General features: G+C 66.1%; 15 protein-coding genes. 7 read left to right on the forward strand and 8 right to left on the reverse strand.

Going from position 1 to position 15,406, the window contains the following annotated elements; all coding sequences use genetic code 11:
* Positions 1-27: 27 nt before the first annotated feature.
* Positions 28-1,899 carry an ABC transporter ATP-binding protein gene (locus tag ACUDTM_RS05830; RefSeq protein ID WP_072168357.1) on the forward strand — a complete coding sequence of 624 codons (1,872 nt, stop codon included), beginning with the start codon at positions 28-30 and terminating at the stop codon, positions 1,897-1,899.
* A gap of 80 nt (positions 1,900-1,979) precedes the next feature.
* A complete protein-coding gene (locus ACUDTM_RS05835) occupies positions 1,980-2,759 on the forward strand; it encodes a ferredoxin--NADP reductase (protein ID WP_049439380.1) in 780 nt (259 codons plus the stop codon).
* Between the two features lie 94 nt (positions 2,760-2,853).
* On the opposite strand, the gene ACUDTM_RS05840 is transcribed toward ACUDTM_RS05835, so the two are convergent.
* Entirely contained in the window at positions 2,854-3,333 is a 480-nt protein-coding gene (locus tag ACUDTM_RS05840) for a glutathione peroxidase (protein WP_053497833.1), read from the reverse strand.
* A gap of 130 nt (positions 3,334-3,463) precedes the next feature.
* Between ACUDTM_RS05840 and ACUDTM_RS05845 the strand changes: the two genes are divergently transcribed.
* Positions 3,464-5,632 carry a M3 family metallopeptidase gene (locus tag ACUDTM_RS05845; protein ID WP_353080284.1) on the forward strand — a complete coding sequence of 723 codons (2,169 nt, stop codon included), beginning with the start codon at positions 3,464-3,466 and terminating at the stop codon, positions 5,630-5,632.
* A 127-nt stretch (positions 5,633-5,759) separates the two neighbouring features.
* On the opposite strand, the gene cfa is transcribed toward ACUDTM_RS05845, so the two are convergent.
* Genes cfa through ACUDTM_RS05860 form a run of 3 tightly spaced genes read right to left on the reverse strand, consistent with a single transcriptional unit; the run spans position 5,760 to position 8,116 of the window.
* Positions 5,760-6,875, reverse strand: a complete 1,116-nt coding sequence (cfa, locus tag ACUDTM_RS05850) for a cyclopropane fatty acyl phospholipid synthase (RefSeq protein WP_072168359.1) — start codon at positions 6,873-6,875, stop codon at positions 5,760-5,762.
* 19 nt (positions 6,876-6,894) lie between these two features.
* The gene (locus ACUDTM_RS05855; protein ID WP_353080283.1) at positions 6,895-7,776 is read right to left on the reverse strand and encodes a DUF3298 and DUF4163 domain-containing protein; all 882 of its coding nucleotides are present in this window, start codon (positions 7,774-7,776) and stop codon (positions 6,895-6,897) included.
* A 37-nt stretch (positions 7,777-7,813) separates the two neighbouring features.
* Positions 7,814-8,116 carry a GNAT family N-acetyltransferase gene (locus ACUDTM_RS05860; protein ID WP_005417588.1) on the reverse strand — a complete coding sequence of 101 codons (303 nt, stop codon included), beginning with the start codon at positions 8,114-8,116 and terminating at the stop codon, positions 7,814-7,816.
* Positions 8,117-8,324: 208 nt separating this feature from the next.
* On the opposite strand from ACUDTM_RS05860, the gene ACUDTM_RS05865 reads away from it, so the two are divergent.
* A complete protein-coding gene (locus tag ACUDTM_RS05865; RefSeq protein ID WP_162911592.1) occupies positions 8,325-8,486 on the forward strand; it encodes a hypothetical protein in 162 nt (53 codons plus the stop codon).
* A 48-nt stretch (positions 8,487-8,534) separates the two neighbouring features.
* Here ACUDTM_RS05865 and ACUDTM_RS05870 read toward each other — a convergent pair whose 3' ends face one another.
* Together ACUDTM_RS05870 and ACUDTM_RS05875 are read right to left on the reverse strand one after the other, a co-directional pair.
* The gene (locus tag ACUDTM_RS05870) at positions 8,535-9,158 is read right to left on the reverse strand and encodes a rhomboid family intramembrane serine protease (RefSeq protein WP_005417591.1); all 624 of its coding nucleotides are present in this window, start codon (positions 9,156-9,158) and stop codon (positions 8,535-8,537) included.
* Between the two features lie 7 nt (positions 9,159-9,165).
* Positions 9,166-10,731, reverse strand: a complete 1,566-nt coding sequence (locus ACUDTM_RS05875; protein WP_188240810.1) for a POT-type proton-dependent oligopeptide transporter — start codon at positions 10,729-10,731, stop codon at positions 9,166-9,168.
* Positions 10,732-10,893: 162 nt separating this feature from the next.
* Here ACUDTM_RS05875 and ACUDTM_RS05880 point away from each other — a divergent pair, with 162 nt between their 5' ends.
* A complete protein-coding gene (locus tag ACUDTM_RS05880) occupies positions 10,894-11,742 on the forward strand; it encodes an endonuclease/exonuclease/phosphatase family protein (protein WP_072168362.1) in 849 nt (282 codons plus the stop codon).
* A gap of 71 nt (positions 11,743-11,813) precedes the next feature.
* Here ACUDTM_RS05880 and ACUDTM_RS05885 read toward each other — a convergent pair whose 3' ends face one another.
* Positions 11,814-12,425 (reverse strand): superoxide dismutase, encoded by a 612-nt coding sequence (locus ACUDTM_RS05885; protein WP_005410310.1) that lies wholly within the window; start codon positions 12,423-12,425, stop codon positions 11,814-11,816.
* Between the two features lie 219 nt (positions 12,426-12,644).
* On the opposite strand from ACUDTM_RS05885, the gene ACUDTM_RS05890 reads away from it, so the two are divergent.
* Both ACUDTM_RS05890 and ACUDTM_RS05895 read left to right on the forward strand, forming a co-directional pair.
* Positions 12,645-13,097 (forward strand): ribonuclease domain-containing protein, encoded by a 453-nt coding sequence (locus ACUDTM_RS05890; RefSeq protein WP_061478000.1) that lies wholly within the window; start codon positions 12,645-12,647, stop codon positions 13,095-13,097.
* The gene (locus ACUDTM_RS05895) at positions 13,097-13,510 is read left to right on the forward strand and encodes a barstar family protein (protein WP_072168363.1); all 414 of its coding nucleotides are present in this window, start codon (positions 13,097-13,099) and stop codon (positions 13,508-13,510) included. Before ACUDTM_RS05890 ends, ACUDTM_RS05895 begins: the two co-directional genes overlap by 1 nt.
* A 132-nt stretch (positions 13,511-13,642) precedes the next feature.
* Here ACUDTM_RS05895 and ACUDTM_RS05900 read toward each other — a convergent pair whose 3' ends face one another.
* Positions 13,643-15,406: a hypothetical protein gene (locus tag ACUDTM_RS05900; RefSeq protein WP_072168364.1), complete on the reverse strand. Its 1,764-nt coding sequence runs from the start codon at positions 15,404-15,406 to the stop codon at positions 13,643-13,645.

The following is a 15,406-nucleotide window of genomic DNA, read 5'->3' on the forward strand; positions in this document are numbered from 1 at the left end:
CACGTATCAGGCGCGCACAATACGCGCATGCCTGCTTCCCCCACCGCTGGCGCTGCCGCCGCGAAGAAACCCAGCCTGCGCCAGCGCTTCAGGGCGATGCGCAATCTGCCCCCTTTCCTGCGCATGGTCTGGAAGACCAGTCCGGCGCTGACCCTGGCCAGCCTGGGGCTGCGCCTGATCCGTGCCCTGCTGCCGGTGGCGATGCTGTACGTCGGCAAGTTGATCATCGACAGCGCCCTGCACCTGAGCCAGCACGATGCCGGCTACCCGCCGCTGGGCGAGGCGCTGTCCAGCGGCCTGCTCAATCCACTGCTGGGCCTGCTGGCACTGGAATTCGGCCTGGCCATCGCCTCGGACCTGCTCGGCCGGCTGGTCAGCTACGCCGACGCTCTGCTTTCCGAACTGTTCGCCAACGCCACCAGCATCCGCCTGATGGAACACGCCGCGACGCTGGACCTGGAGGATTTCGAAGACCCGGACCTGCAGGACAAGCTGGACCGTGCGCGGCGCCAGACCATGGGCCGGATGAACCTGATGAGCCAGCTGTTCGGCCAGGCGCAGGACGCGATCACCGTGGCCAGCCTCGCCGTCGGCCTGCTGGTCTACGCGCCGTGGCTGATCCTGCTGCTGGCGCTGGCACTGGTGCCGGCCTTCATCGGCGAATCGCACTTCAACGCGGCCGGCTACAGCCTCAACTTCCAGTGGACGCCCGAGCGCCGCCAGCTCGACTACCTGCGCCAGCTGGGCGCCAGCGTGGAAACGGCCAAGGAAGTGAAGATCTACAACCTGCACCGCTTCCTGGTGGAGCGCTACCGGCGCCTGTCGGTGGCATTGTTCCAGGCCAACCGCGCCCTGGCACGGCGCCGCGCGTTCTGGGGCACGCTGCTGGCTGCGCTGGGCACGCTGGGGTATTACACCGCCTACGCCTACATCGCATGGCGCACGGTGCGCGGGGACTTCTCGATCGGCGACCTGACCTTCCTCGCCGGCAGCTTCCTGCGCCTGCGCCAGCTGCTGGAAGGCCTGCTGATCGGCTTCTCGCAGGTGGCCAGCCAGGCGCTGTACCTGGATGACCTGTTCTCTTTCTTCCAGATCCAGCCGGAAATCCACTCGCGCGATGGGGCCGTGCGCGTGCCGCAACCGATCCGCCAGGGCTTCGTATTCGAGAACGTCGGCTTCCGCTACCCCGATGCCGAACAGTGGGCGGTGCGCCATCTGGATTTCCAGCTGCACGCCGGCGAAGTGCTGGCCCTGGTCGGCGAGAACGGCGCCGGCAAGACCACCCTGGTGAAGCTGCTGGCGCGGCTGTACGAACCGGACGAAGGCCGCATCCTGCTCGACGGCCGCGACCTGCGCGATTACGACCTGGATGACCTGCGCGCCAACCTCGGGGTGATCTTCCAGGACTTCGTGCGCTACAACCTCAGCGCCGGCGAGAACATCGGCGTCGGCCAGGTCGAGGCGATGGACGACCAGGCACGCATCGCTGACGCGGCGCGACGCGGCATGGCCGAGGAAGTCATCGACGACCTGCCCGGCGGCTACGACCAGCAGATCGGCCGCCGCTTCAAGCAGGGCGTGGACCTATCCGGTGGCCAATGGCAGAAGATCGCCATTGCCCGCGCATGGATGCGCAATGCGCAGGTGATGATCCTGGATGAGCCAACGGCAGCGCTGGATGCCCGCAGTGAGTTCGAGGTGTTCCAGCGGTTCAGGGAACTGGCGGATAATCGCACCGCAGTACTGATTTCCCACCGTTTTTCCTCGGTACGCATGGCCGACCGCATCCTGGTGCTGGCCGATGGCCGGATCGAGGCCAGCGGCACCCATGCGCAGCTGATGGCGCAGGGCGGCCGCTATGCCGAGCTGTTCGAGCTGCAGGCGGCGGGTTACCGCTGAGAACGCCTCTCGTTCCGCCCAATGAGAACTTGTCTCATTTGAGATAGAATCACCCCCGACGACTTTCGATAGATACGCCCATGTCCTCCGCTTTCGGCGCCGAAACGGTGCTTGAGGTCCGTCACTGGACCGATGCCTACTTCAGCTTCACCACCACCCGCGACAGCGGTTTCCGCTTCGAGAACGGCCAGTTCGTGATGATCGGCCTGGAAACCGAGGCGCGACCGCTGCTGCGCGCCTATTCCATTGCCAGTGCCAACTGGGAAGAACAACTGGAGTTCTTCAGCATCAAGGTGCAGGACGGCCCGCTGACCTCGCGCCTGCAGCACATCAAGCCGGGCGACAAGGTACTGGTCGGCAAGAAGCCCACCGGCACCCTGCTGATCAGCGACCTGCATCCCGGCAGGAACCTGTACCTGCTGGGCACCGGCACCGGCCTGGCGCCGTGGCTGTCGGTCATCAAGGACCCGGAAACCTACGAGCGCTTCGAGAAGGTGATCCTCTGCCACGGCGTGCGCTACGAGAAGGACCTGGCCTATCGCGATTACTTCGAGAAGGAACTGCGTGAGCACGAGTTCCTCGGCGAAATGATCGGCGACAAGCTGCTGTACTACCCGGCCGTCACCCGCGAGCCGTTCGCCAACCAGGGCCGCCTGACCCAGCTGATGGAGAGCGGCGAGATGCAGCGCACCCTCGGCCTGCCGGAACTGAGCCCGGAAAACGACCGCGCGATGATCTGCGGCAGCCCGCAGATGCTGGCCGACCTTCGCACCGTGCTCGATGCCCGGGGTTTCCAGGTTTCGCCGCGCATCGGCCAACCGGGCCACTACGTGTTCGAACGCGCGTTCGTCGAGAAATAACCCATCGCATCTGTAGAGCCGAGCCCGCGCTCGGCTTGCGCGCGGCGCGCGCTCTCGGAGTCAGCCGGAAAAGCAGCCGAGCGTGGGCTTGGCTCTACAGCAGCGCTTCGATCGCGCTGCGCAACTGCTCCGGCCGGGTGGTGGGCGCATGCCGCGACACCACCTGCCCCTGGCGATCGACCAGGAACTTGCTGAAATTCCACTTGATGCGGGCACTGCCGAGCAGGCCACGCTTTTCGTGCGTCATCCAGGCCCACAACGGATCAGCGCCCTCGCCGTTGACCTCGATCTTCTCCGACAGCGGAAAGCTGACCGGATAGTCCAGCGAACAGAACTGCCGGATCTGCGCCGCGTCCCCCGGCTCCTGCGCACCGAACTGGTTGCACGGGAAGCCGATCACCACCAGGCCGCGTTCGCGGTAGTCCTGCCACAGCTGTTCCAGCCCGGTGTACTGCGGGGTGAACCCACAGCGGCTGGCAACGTTCACCAGCAGCAACGGGTGGCCCTGATAACGGGCCAGCGCCTGCGGCTGGCCGTCGAGGTCACGGAAGCTGAAATCGTAGGCGCTGGTCATGAGGGCGGGCCGTGGGCGGTGAATGCATGGTACCCGCGCCCGGAGCCGGCAACATGCCTTTTGACACAAGTGCGGGCGCCGCCGGCCGGGTTACCCTCGGGCCCTTGTTTGCCTTACCGGAGTTCCTGCCTTGACCACCCGCCTTGCCCTTGCCGTGGCCATGTCCCTCGGCCTTGCCCTGCCCGCCTTCTCGGCCGGCGCCGTCACCCCGGCTGCCAGCACCCATGCCCAGCAGGCCAATCCGTTCTTTGCCGAAAGCCCGCTGCCCCTGCATTATCCGCAGTTCGACAGGATCAAGGACAGCGACTTCGCCCCGGCCTTCGACGCCGGCATGGCGCAGCAGCTGAAGGAAGTGGAGGCCATCGCCAACAACAAGGCCAAGCCGACCTTCGACAACACCATCATCGCCCTGGAAAAGAGCGGTGACATCCTCGACCGTGCGACCACCGTGTTCTTCAGCCTGGTCGGTGCCGATACCAATGACACCCGCAAGAAGCTGCAGGCCGACTACTCGGCGAAGTTCGCCGCGCACAGCGATGCGATCGCGCTGAACGGCAAGCTGTTCGCCCGCATCCAGGCGCTGTACGACACCCGCGGCCAGCTGGGCCTGGACGCCGAAGGCGTACGCCTGGTCGAGAAGTACTACGACAACTACGTGCGCGCCGGTGCCAAGCTGTCCGAAGCCGACAAGGCCAAGCTGAAGGAGATGAACGCCGAGCTGGCCAACCTGGGTACCAAGTTCAGCCAGAACGTGCAGTCGGAAGTGAACGCTTCGGCGATCACCGTCGACGACGTCAAGGAGCTGGACGGCCTGTCCAAGGAGCAGATCGCCGCCGCCGCCGAAGCTGCCAAGGCCCGCGGCCAGGACGGCAAGTACGTGATCACCCTGCTCAACACCACCGGCCAGCCGCCGCTGACCAACCTGGCCAACCGCGCCCTGCGCCAGAAGATCTACGAAGCGTCGGTCAGCCGTGGCAGCCGTGGCGGTGAGTTCGACAACACCGCGCTGGTCTCGCGCATCATGCAGCTGCGTGCCGACAAGGCCAAGCTGATGGGCTTCCCGAACTTCGCGGCCTACAACCTGACCAACCAGACCGCGAAGACCCCCGAAGCGGTCAACGCGATGCTGGGCAAGCTGGCTCCGGCCGCCGTGGCCAACGCCAAGCGCGAAGCTGCCGACCTGCAGGCGATGATCGACCAGGAACAGAAGGCGGCCGGCAAGCCGACGTTCAAGCTGGAACCGTGGGACTGGGCCTTCTACAGCGAGAAGGTGCGCCAGGCCAAGTACAACTTCGACGAGTCGCAGCTGAAGCCGTACTTCGAAATGAAGAACGTGCTGGAGAACGGCGTGTTCCATGCCGCCAACCTGGAATTCGGCCTGACCTTCAAGCAGCGCACCGACCTGCCGGTCTATCACGATGACGTCACCGTCTACGACGTGTTCGATGCCGACGGCAGCCAGCTGGCGATCTTCATCTTCGACCCGTATGCACGCGCCTCCAAGCGCGGTGGTGCGTGGATGAACTCCTACGTCTCGCAGTCCAAGCTGACCGGCTTCAAGCCGGTGGTCGCCAACCACCTGAACATCCCGAAGCCGCCGGCCGGCCAGCCGACCCTGCTGACCTGGGATGAGGTGAACACCACCTTCCACGAGTTCGGCCACGCCCTGCACGGCATGTTCTCCAACGTGAAGTACCCGTACTTCTCGGGCACCTCGGTGCCGCGTGACTTCGTCGAGTTCCCCTCTCAGGTCAACGAGATGTGGGCTGACAACCCGGTCATCCTGAAGAACTACGCCAAGCACTACCAGAACGGTTCGGCGATGCCGCAGGCGCTGCTGGACAAGGTGCTGGCGGCGGCCAAGTTCAATCAGGGCTTCGCCACCACCGAGTACCTGGGTGCGGCCATGCTGGATCAGCGCTGGCACCAGATCGGCCCGGACCAGGTGCCGGCAGCCAAGGACGTGATGGCCTTCGAGCGCGCCGCACTGGAGAAGGACGGCATCTACTACGCTCCGGTTCCGCCGCGTTACAGGACCCCGTACTTCAGTCACATCATGGGCGGCTATTCGGCCGGCTACTACGCCTACATCTGGTCGGAAGTGCTTGATGCCAACACCCAGAAGTGGTTCAAGGACAATGGCGGCCTGAGCCGCAAGAACGGCGACCACTTCCGTGCCACCCTGCTGTCCAAGGGCGGCAGCGTCGACGCGATGCAGCTGTTCCGCGATTTCGCCGGCCACGAGCCGCAGATCGAACCGCTGCTGGAAAAGCGTGGCCTGACCGGCGCCGGCAACTGATCGCCTGCGCGCTAGCGTGAAACGAAAACCGCCCGGGAGACCGGGCGGTTTTTTTGTTGTGGTTGGGGTCAGAGCCCTTTTCTGTGAAAAGGGATCTGACCCCGGGGTCTCCGACCCCGCGCTGGCTTCATCGCGGCGCCACGTACCCGCCCGGCACGCCTTCCGGCGACAGCACCAGCTGCCACAGCTGCGCATGCCGGCAGCGGAAGGTGGCCATCGACCCGGCCAGGTAGAAGCGCCACATTCGCCGGAAGTGCTCGTCGTAGTGCGCATCCAGCCGCGGCCACGCTGCTTCCACGTTGCGCCGCCATGCCTGCAGGGTCAGGTCGTAGTCGGTGCCGAAGTTGTGCCAGTCTTCCAGCACGAAACGGCCTTCGAACGCCCGGGTGATCTGCGCCGCCGACGGCAGCATTGAGTTGGGAAAGATGTAGCGCGCGATCCACGGATCGGTGCGATGCCGGGAGATGTTGGTGCCGATGGTGTGCAACAGCAGCAGGCCGCGCGGCGACAGGCAACGCTTGGCCACCTCGAAAAAGCCCGCGTAGTTCTTGTCACCGACGTGCTCGAACATGCCGATCGAGAAAATCGCATCGAACGGTTCGTCCAGCTCGCGGTAGTCCTGCAATCGGATCTCGATCGGCAGGCCCGCGCACAGGTTCCGCGCGAACTCGGCCTGCTCCTGCGAAATCGTCACGCCGACGCCACTCACACCGTAGCGCTCAGCGGCGAACTTCAGCGCTTCGCCCCAACCGCAGCCAATGTCCAGCACGCGCTGGCCCGGGCGCAGGCCCAGCTTTCGGCAGACCAGGTCGAGCTTGGCTTCCTGTGCGGCGTCGAGATCATCGGCGTTGCGCCAATAGCCGCAGCTGTAGACCAGGCGCTGGCCGAGCATGGCCTGGTAGAGATCGTTGCCCAGGTCGTAATGACGGCGCCCGACCTCGTAGCTGCCCTGCCCCGCCTGCAGGTTGAACAGGCGCGCCTTCAGCGCATCGGCCACTTCGCGCCAGCCGTGCACCCGTTCATCCAGGTGCGCCTGCATCAGGTGGGCGAGGAATTCATCCAGGACGTTCGCATCCCACCACCCTTCCATGTAGCTCTCGCCCAGGCCGAGCGAGCCTTGGCCCATGACCCGCGCGAAAAAGCGCGGGTCATGCACCTGGATGTCCTGTGGCTGGGTACCGCCGATGCGGACCCCGGCTTCGTGGAGCAGGCCGGCGACCCGCTCCTGCAACCCTGTATCCACGCCACCTCCTCGACTGCGGTCAACCGCGTGCGAACAGCTCCACGTAGTCCTTGGCCACGTGCGGCAACAGCACCGCCGCCGGTACATCGGCGGTCTGGGTGCCGTCCGAGTATGGACCCACCTGGTACGGAGGGAAAACAAACCGCAGCGCGGTGATCTGCCCCTTGTCGTCGGTCAGTGGCTGGAACTGGCTGAAATTGTCGGCCTGCGGGCCAGTACCGTCGGCGATCATGCGCGATGCGTTGCGCAGCGATTCCTGCAGTTGGGCCGGGTCCATGTCCTCGCCGCTGAGCCGCGTGGCCACGCGTTCGCGCAGCTGGTCGGAGACGAAATCGCTGATTGCCTTCCAGCCCTTGGCATCGGTCACCAGCTTGTCGGCACTGAGCATCTGCTGCTGCTGCGGCAGCCATACGAAGCGCGCCACCAGCGGTTCGCCATGGGCGCCACCGGTGTAGCGGCTGCCATCGGCACTGACCACCACCAGCTGCGGGGTTTCCAGCAGCTTCTCGAAGCTCAACGACAGCTCGTAGGGCATGGTCGGCTTGTCATTGCCCAGCCCGTCCAGCGCCTGCTGCAGGTCACTGCGTGCACTCGTCGCATAACTCTGCAGCGCGCGCGCCAGGCCGGGGTAGCGGTCGATACCGGCCGGGTAGCTGATGCCCACCACTTCGCGCTCGTTGTTTTCGATCACGTCGCGCAGGTCCAGCGGCGCTTCCGTGGCCGGCGTCTCGCCGGCGGCGGTGGCTTCGGCGGCGGGCGCCGCGTCGGTCACCGGCGTCGGCTCGCTTTCACGCTGGCAACCGGCCAGCAACAGCACGCCCACCACGCCGGCCAGCACGCTGACGTGCAGTGGCCGGTTGTTTCCAATCTTCATCGGGATCCCCTGTTCATGTTTGTACATCATCGCCTGCCATGGCTGAAGCGTGGCCCGCTGGCACTCAGCCAACGAGCAGGTCGTGGTACTCCTCGTGCCGCTGCAGGAAAGCCTCGGCGTAGGAACATGCCGGCACCACCTTGTACTTCTGCTCGCGGGCGAAACGCAGTGCCACGCGGGTCAGCTCACCGGCGATGCCACGGCCGGCGATCGGCTCGGGCACCTCGGTGTGGGTGATCACCATGCGCTTGCGCTTGATCTGGTAGTCCAGCACCGCCAGCTGTCCTCGCACACGGGCGGTGAAGCGGTGGTTGGCCAGGTCGTGTTCGACCTCGTAGGCCAGACCGGGGGGCGTGACCGAAGCCATGGAACTGTCTCCTGCGGCGACTGCGTGGATGGTGCGCAGCCGGGCGCCATGATCGCGTGAAGCCTGAACAGGGGCAAGTCCAGTCCATTCACGTCAGTTTTCGCCCTCAAGCTGGAGGGTCGCCGGCCGCTATCGCCTATGGCGGGGTACGGCCAGGCTGGCACGACCCTTGCGACCGTTGATCATGCGCACCACCGTGGAGGCTCCCATGCACGCCAGCGATTCCCATTCCGATACCGACCGCGCCCTGCTGGAGGGCCTGCTGCAACTGGCGGTGGAAGGGCAGACCGAGGATCAGGATTTCCAGCGCATCGGCGAGGAAGTATTCGCCCGCCTGCTGGATACCTACGGCCACACGACCCAGGCCTGAAACCGGATACGCCGGGGTCGGATCCACAGGATCCGACCCCGGCACGCTTCAGCCGCCCAGGCGGAAGGTCGGGTTGGAGAGTTCGCGCAGGAAGTGGTTGAAGATGCTCGGCTGCATGGCCAGCATGAAGATCACGCCGAACGCCGCACCTGCCAGGTGCGCGCTGTGGTTGATGCGGTCGCCGCCGCGCTTGTCCATCCAGATGCTGTAGCCGACGTAGAACGCGGCATAGATGATCGCCGGTGCCGGGATGAAGAACACCAGGATGATCGACCACGGCTTGATCAGGATGAAGGCGAACAGCACCGCCGACACCGCACCGGATGCCCCGAGGCTGAGGTAGTTCGGGTTCTTCTGGTTCTTCAGGTAGCTGGGCAGGATCGAGACCAGCAGCGCGCCGATGTAGAACGCCGGGTAGGTCAGGTAGCTGCCGGTCAGCTGCACCATCACGCTCTCGATGAATCCCCCGAAGAAGAACAGGGTGATCATGTTGAAGATCAGGTGCGACCAGTCGGCGTGGATGAAGCCATAGGTCACCAGCCGGTCGTACTGGCGATGGCGGTCGACGGCCGGCGGCCACAGGATCAGGCGATCGGCCAGCTTGCGGTTGTTGAACGCCATCCACGACAGGATGGCGGTGATGGCGATCAACAGCAGATTGACGGGGGTCATGTCAGGCTCAGGCGCTACGGTAGTTGTCGACCATACGATAGCGTTTCGCGTACCAACCGAAGGCCAACGCCGCGACGAAGGCGAAACCGGCGAAGAAGAACATCAGGAACGCCGCTTCGCTCAGGCCCGTACTGGCAATCCTGTGGGTCACGGCATCGTTGCGCACGGCAGCGTTCGACAGCAGCACCCACAGGTTGCCGATGGTGGTGGTCAGGTTCCAGAAGCTCATCACCACACCCTTCATCGCCTGTGGCGCCTGGCTGTAGGCGAACTCCAGGCCGGTGGCCGAGACCAGCACCTCACCGAAGGTCAGCAGCGCATACGGCAGCATCTGCCAGAAGATCGACATGGCGTTGCCGCCGTCCATCACCACCTGGATGCCGCCGACCACGATCCAGGCCAGGCCGCTGAAGGCGATGCCGGCGGTCATGCGGCGCAGCGCGGTCGGCTCAAAGCCGAAGCGGCGCAGGGCCGGGTACAGCACCAGGTTGTTGAACGGAATCAGGATCATCACCAGCAGCGGGTTCAGCGCCTGCATCTGCGAGGCGGTGAACCAGCTCGGCATCTGCATCTGCTGGCCCTGCAGGACCCAGGTCGAGGCCTTCTGGTCGAACAGCGAGAAGAACGGCGTGGTCAGCGCGAAGATCACCAGCACGCGCAGCACCGAGCGCACGCCTTCCACGGCTTCGGCCGGATGCTGGCCACGGGCGCGGTCCAGCTGCAACCAGGTACCGCCACCGATGCCGGCGAGGATGGCCACCAGCGCCAGGCACAGGCAGATCACGATGCCCAGCGAGCCGACCAGGCCGAACGAGGCCGCCGCCAGCGCCAGGCCGAGCACGGCGATCACCAGGCCCGGACGGCCCTGGCCGGCCACGCGCGTGGTCAGCGCGGTACGCACCACGTTGGCGAACGAATGCGGATCCTTCGGCGGCAGCGGCACCAGCACGTAGCGCTTGCGGCCCAGCCAGAACACGAAGGTAGCAATGAACATCAGGATGCCCGGGATACCGAACGCCCACTGCGGCCCCCAGTTCTTCAGTGCCAGCGGGATCAGCAGCGAGGCGAACAGCGAGCCGAAGTTGATGATCCAGTAGAAGGCGTCGAAGACGATCTTGGCCAGGTGCTTGTTGCTCTGGTCGAACTGGTCGCCCATGAACGAGGCCACCAGCGGCTTGATGCCACCGGCACCCAGCGCGATCAGGCCCAAGCCGAGGAAGAAGCCCTCGCGGCTGTTCTCGAACAGCGCCAGGCACAGGTGGCCGGCGCAGTAGATCAGGCTGAACCAGAGGATGGTGTGGTATTTGCCGAAGAACCTGTCGGCCAGCCAGCCACCGAGCAGCGGGAAGAAATACACGCCGATCATGAAGCTGTGCATGATGTCCTTGGCTTCACCGGCACGGCCTTCCGCAGTGATTTCCTGCAGCAGCAGCGAGGTGATCAGGAACTGCACCAGGATGTTGCGCATCCCGTAGAAACTGAACCGTTCGCAGGCCTCATTGCCGATGATGTACGGAATCTGGCGCGGCATCTTTCCTTGGCCGGCGATGGGGGCGACTGCGTCGTGGCTCATCCTGTAAGGCATTCCTGCAAAGCGAAAGGCGCAAGGTTACCGGAACCGGGGCTTGCGAAGCACGCTGCAGGGCTGCATGACAACGGTGCCAATCCGTGGCAGGCAGTGCAGGCCCTGCCGGAAGTCACGGCACCTGCACGGCAAAAGCGTAAACTTATCGTTATGCGCCCCCTCGCCCCCGCCCGCCTCCTGCTCAGCTGCCTTGCGCTGTTGCTGGCATTGCAGGCGCAGGCACGACCACAGGCGCCGGCCGCCGTTGCCAGTGAGAGCGAACCTCGGCAGCTGACGGTAGCCGCGCTGGAGCTGCCCAGCCGCGATGACGCGCAATGGAAGCAGCGCCGCGAGCAGGTCGCACAACTGCTGACCGACCTGCAGCCGGACGTGATCTCGGTGCAGCAGGTGCTGCAGCAGCAAGGCCGCAACCCGGCCTGCTGGCTGGCCAGCCGGCTGCGCTACAGCTGCGACTTCGTCACCGCCGACCCACCCAGCCAGCCACTGCGCCATGGCAACGCCATGCTGACCCGGCTGCCGGTGAGCGAGGACGGCGTGACCCTGCTGCATCCTCCCGGCACCTTCAGTGCGGCCGGCATGATGCGGCTGAAGCTGGGCGAGGCGCTGGTCAACATCTATGTGGCGCGGCTGCGCCCGGACCCGGACGAGGCCACTGCCCGCCAACACCAGACCAGCGACCTGATGACCTGGATCGGCGCCACCGCCGAAGGCATGCCGAGCCTGATCGCGGGCGACTTTTCGGCCAGCACGGTGGAGCTGGTGCGGAGCACGCCCGGCTTCCAGCCGGCACGGCGCAATCCCGGCGGCCGCCCCGAGCCGCCTGCGGCCAGTGGCGGCGGCGCCAGTGGCCACGGCTTGGACGTGCTGTTCCAGGTCAAGCACTTCGGCGGCATCCGCCAGCAGCCGATCCTGCTGCCCGCCGACGGCGACCTGCCCGGACTGCGCCTGGGCGTGTTGGCAACCCTGCGCCTGCAGGACGCTACGGCCACGGCGGAATAGGTCGTGCCGGGATCCTGCAACAGAAAAGGCCGGGGTCTCCCCCGGCCTTTCCACTCATCCCGTCGCCGCGATCAGGCGATCGCTTCCTGGTAACGGCGCTCGACTTCATTCCAGTCGATGACGTTGAAGAACGCGCCGATGTATTCCGGGCGGCGGTTCTGGTACTTCAGGTAGTACGCGTGTTCCCACACGTCCAGGCCGAGGATGGGAGTGTTGCCTTCCATCAGCGGGCTGTCCTGGTTGCCGGTGCTCTCGACCACCACCTTCTTGTCCGGGGTCACGCTCAGCCACGCCCAGCCGCTGCCGAAACGGGTCAGCGCCGCCTTGGTGAAGGCGTCCTTGAACTTGTCGAAACCGCCCAGGTCCTTGTCGATGGCCTTGGCCACGTCACCCACCGGGTTGCCACCTGCGTTCGGGGCCATCACGGTCCAGAACAGCGAGTGGTTGGCATGGCCACCACCGTTGTTGCGCACCGGACCCTGCAGGTTCTCCGGCAACGACTTGAGCTTCTTCACCAGCTCTTCGACCGGCAGGTCAGCGTATTCGGTGCCTTCCAGCGCCGCGTTGACGTTGTTGATGTAGGTCTGGTGATGCTTGGTGTGATGGATTTCCATCGTCGCCGCATCGATATGCGGCTCCAGCGCGTCGTAGGCGTAGGACAGCTTGGGCAGGGTGTAGGCCATGATGCATCTCCTGATTGCGAGGGCACCCGACGATGTCGGGCGGTGCGCCGTGAATGATGGGGACAGACCCGCAGATTACCAAGGGGGATGTAAAGGAAATTGCGTCCTGCCAGTGAGCACGACGGCAATTGTTACGCAGCAGTGACGCGGCACCCTCCTCATGCGCCATGCAGCGCGCAGGCGCTACAGTGCGTGCACCACCCTCGCCCGCCCCTGCCCATGCGCAACCCCCGGCTGCTGATCACCGCCATCGCCCTGCTGCTGCTCGGCCTGGTCGCCAACCATTTCCTGCAGCGGCCGCCGGCGCCACAGTTCGCACCGGACCTGCAGGGAACACCGACCGCACGGGCCCCTGCCACGGCAACGCCCGGACGGGACAACGGCCTGCCCGCGTTCCTGCCCACCGAAGCACGCCAGACCATTGCCCTGATCCAGCGAGGCGGTCCATTCCCGCACCGCCAGGACGGCACTACCTTCGGCAACCGCGAGCAGCAGCTGCCACAACGTCCGCGTGGCTACTACCGCGAGTACACCGTCGACACTCCCGGTGCACGCACGCGTGGCACGCGCCGCATCGTCACCGGCGGCGATCCGCCGGAGGCGTGGTACTACACCGACGACCACTACGAATCGTTCCGCAGCTTCACCGTACCGGCCCAGGGAGCGCAGTGATGAGCCACGATGATTTCGGCCTCGGCCTGCATGACATCAACAATGCCGGCGTCTATGCCATCGACAGCGATGACATCGGCGCACTGGCCGCAGCAATGCGCGATGCCAGCCTCAAGGTGATCCGCATCGATCTGGAAGGCGTGACGGACAAGCGCACCCTGCTCGCCCGGCTCGCCGCGCAACTGGATTTCCCGGCCGGTTTCGGCGGCAACTGGGATGCACTGTCGGACAACCTGCGTGATCTGCAATGGCTGCCGGCCAACGGCTACGCGCTGTTCCTGTGCGATGTGGACGCGCTGCGCGCCGCCGCACAGAAGGACTTCGACACCCTGCTGGACGTGATGGATGAAGCCAGCCGCGATTGGGTCGGTCGCGATGTGCCGTTCTGGGTGTTCCTGTCGCAGAGCGCGTAAGGGCAACGCCCTGATAGAGGCTGACCTTGGTCGGCATGGGCGTGCCCCCCATTGGATCATCCACGCATGGCGTGGATCTACCCGGCGCAGCTGGATGCACAGTAGATCCGCGCCATGCGTGGATGCGCCGTCCTAGCGGCTCCCGTTGTCTTCCTGCAGTTCCTTCTTGAACGGGATGTCCGGCGGCGGCCGTGCCACGGCCGGCTGGTCCTGCATGTTGGGGTTGGTCAGGCCACAGCCACCGCCGGCCTGCAGGATCGAAATGACGCAGGAAATCCTCGTGTTGGTGCCCGGCAGCGGAATCTCCATCGCCTTGACGCCCTTGCGCACCCATTCGGCCAGCAGCGATTCCTGCGGCACCCAGTACTTGTCGAACGAGGTCGGCGTGTAGTCGTAGGGCGGGCGCTTCAGCCAGGTGCCCGATTGCGCGATGCGCTCCTTGCTCCAGCCGTCGTTGGCGCCACCGGGCGCACCGCGCTCGGCGTGGCCATCGCCGTCCTGGCCCGGCACGCGCACGCTGCCATCGGCATTGAACAGGCCATTGCCCTTGCCGGCAGTGCTGGCCTGGCGGGCGCCACTGCTGGCACCGTTACGGTTACGGCTGGATGAACCCCAGTCGTCGCCCTTGGCAGGCGTGGCCCAGTTGCCTGGATTGGGCGCCGGGCGCGCTCCGGCGTTTGCCGTGCTGCTGGAGGCCGACGGACGCGTGCTGCTGCTCGTCTGCGCCGCGCTGCCTTGCGCCGCAGCCGCAGGCGCCACGGTGGTACTGCCACTGGAGGATGCCGGTGCCGCCGCCGGTGCCGCTGCCGGGGCCACTTCACGCTCCCGCACCTGTACATCACGGCCGGTGGGCGCGCGTACGGCGGGCTCACGCCCGGCCACCGCCGCCATCCGCACCTGCGGATCGGCCACGGCCTGCACTTCACGTTCACGCACCTGCACGTCCTGCTGTGGCACGCGCACCTGCATTTCAGGGCTGCGCAGCGGTTTGGGTGCGACGGGCGCTTCGACGATGCTGACTTCGCGTTCGCGCACCTGGATGTCACGCACCTGCGGCGTGCGCACGGCCAGTTCCGGGCTGCGCATCTGGCTTGGCGTCGGCGGCGCCTGCACCGGCTGCACGCTGCGCTCGCGCACAACGGGCGTGCTGTCACGCGGTACGACGCTGACTTCGGTTCGAGGCACGCTGACCGGCGGCACCACGAAATCCGTGCTGGCCTGCGCCACCTCGGTGGCCTGGACCGGTGAAGGCGGCGGCGCGGCAACCGGCGCCGGCTCGGCTTCGGCAGGCGGCGGAGGAACACTGGCGGTCGGCGCGGATGCAGGGGAAGATGCGGCGGCTTCGGCAGCCGCCGGGTGCGGGGCAGGAGCTGTGGCGGCACCCGTCTGCTGCCCCGTCGCAACCCGACCTGCCGCAGCGGCCGCAGCGACTTCGGCGCCTGGCTGATCGCCCCCGCCTTCCTGGGTCGCGCGGCCGACGAACTCCACCTGCACGCGCTCACCCTCGGCACCCTCTTCGTCTGGCGCAGTGGTGCGGATCACCGCCACCCACAGCAGCAGCATGAAGAACAGCAGGTGCAGCAGTGCGCTGATCAGTGCCGAGGTCCAGCGCATCCAGCGCTGGTCGCGCGGCGCAGCGTCCCAGTCCTGCCAGAACAGACGGCGCAACGCTTGCCACAGCGACAGCTGCGGCGATTGGCCTGGCCGGCCGGGCAGCGGACGCGGCAGCAACACCGCAATTACTTCGCCGGCATGCAACGGCCGCGGCAGCGGCCCCAGCGAGCGCAGCCACAACGCCCAGCCATAAGGCAGGCGCGTGGTCTTCTCAAGGACGGCGCGGGGCTGCTGGCGGGCCAGCAGCAGATCGATGAGTTGCTCGGCCCGGGTCAGAGGCAC

Source organism: Stenotrophomonas maltophilia group sp. vghtpe118 (genome assembly GCF_052605195.1).

Coding starts and splice junctions, on each gene's coding strand:
- ACUDTM_RS05830 (WP_072168357.1), top strand. CDS start 28: ATGCCTGCTTCCCCCACCGCTGGCGCTGCCGCCGCGAAGAAACCCAGC.
- ACUDTM_RS05835 (WP_049439380.1), top strand. CDS start 1,980: ATGTCCTCCGCTTTCGGCGCCGAAACGGTGCTTGAGGTCCGTCACTGG.
- ACUDTM_RS05840 (WP_053497833.1), bottom strand. CDS start 3,333: ATGACCAGCGCCTACGATTTCAGCTTCCGTGACCTCGACGGCCAGCCG.
- ACUDTM_RS05855 (WP_353080283.1), bottom strand. CDS start 7,776: ATGTACAAACATGAACAGGGGATCCCGATGAAGATTGGAAACAACCGG.
- ACUDTM_RS05860 (WP_005417588.1), bottom strand. CDS start 8,116: ATGGCTTCGGTCACGCCCCCCGGTCTGGCCTACGAGGTCGAACACGAC.
- ACUDTM_RS05865 (WP_162911592.1), top strand. CDS start 8,325: ATGCACGCCAGCGATTCCCATTCCGATACCGACCGCGCCCTGCTGGAG.
- ACUDTM_RS05870 (WP_005417591.1), bottom strand. CDS start 9,158: ATGACCCCCGTCAATCTGCTGTTGATCGCCATCACCGCCATCCTGTCG.
- ACUDTM_RS05875 (WP_188240810.1), bottom strand. CDS start 10,731: ATGAGCCACGACGCAGTCGCCCCCATCGCCGGCCAAGGAAAGATGCCG.
- ACUDTM_RS05880 (WP_072168362.1), top strand. CDS start 10,894: ATGCGCCCCCTCGCCCCCGCCCGCCTCCTGCTCAGCTGCCTTGCGCTG.
- ACUDTM_RS05885 (WP_005410310.1), bottom strand. CDS start 12,425: ATGGCCTACACCCTGCCCAAGCTGTCCTACGCCTACGACGCGCTGGAG.
- ACUDTM_RS05890 (WP_061478000.1), top strand. CDS start 12,645: ATGCGCAACCCCCGGCTGCTGATCACCGCCATCGCCCTGCTGCTGCTC.
- ACUDTM_RS05895 (WP_072168363.1), top strand. CDS start 13,097: ATGAGCCACGATGATTTCGGCCTCGGCCTGCATGACATCAACAATGCC.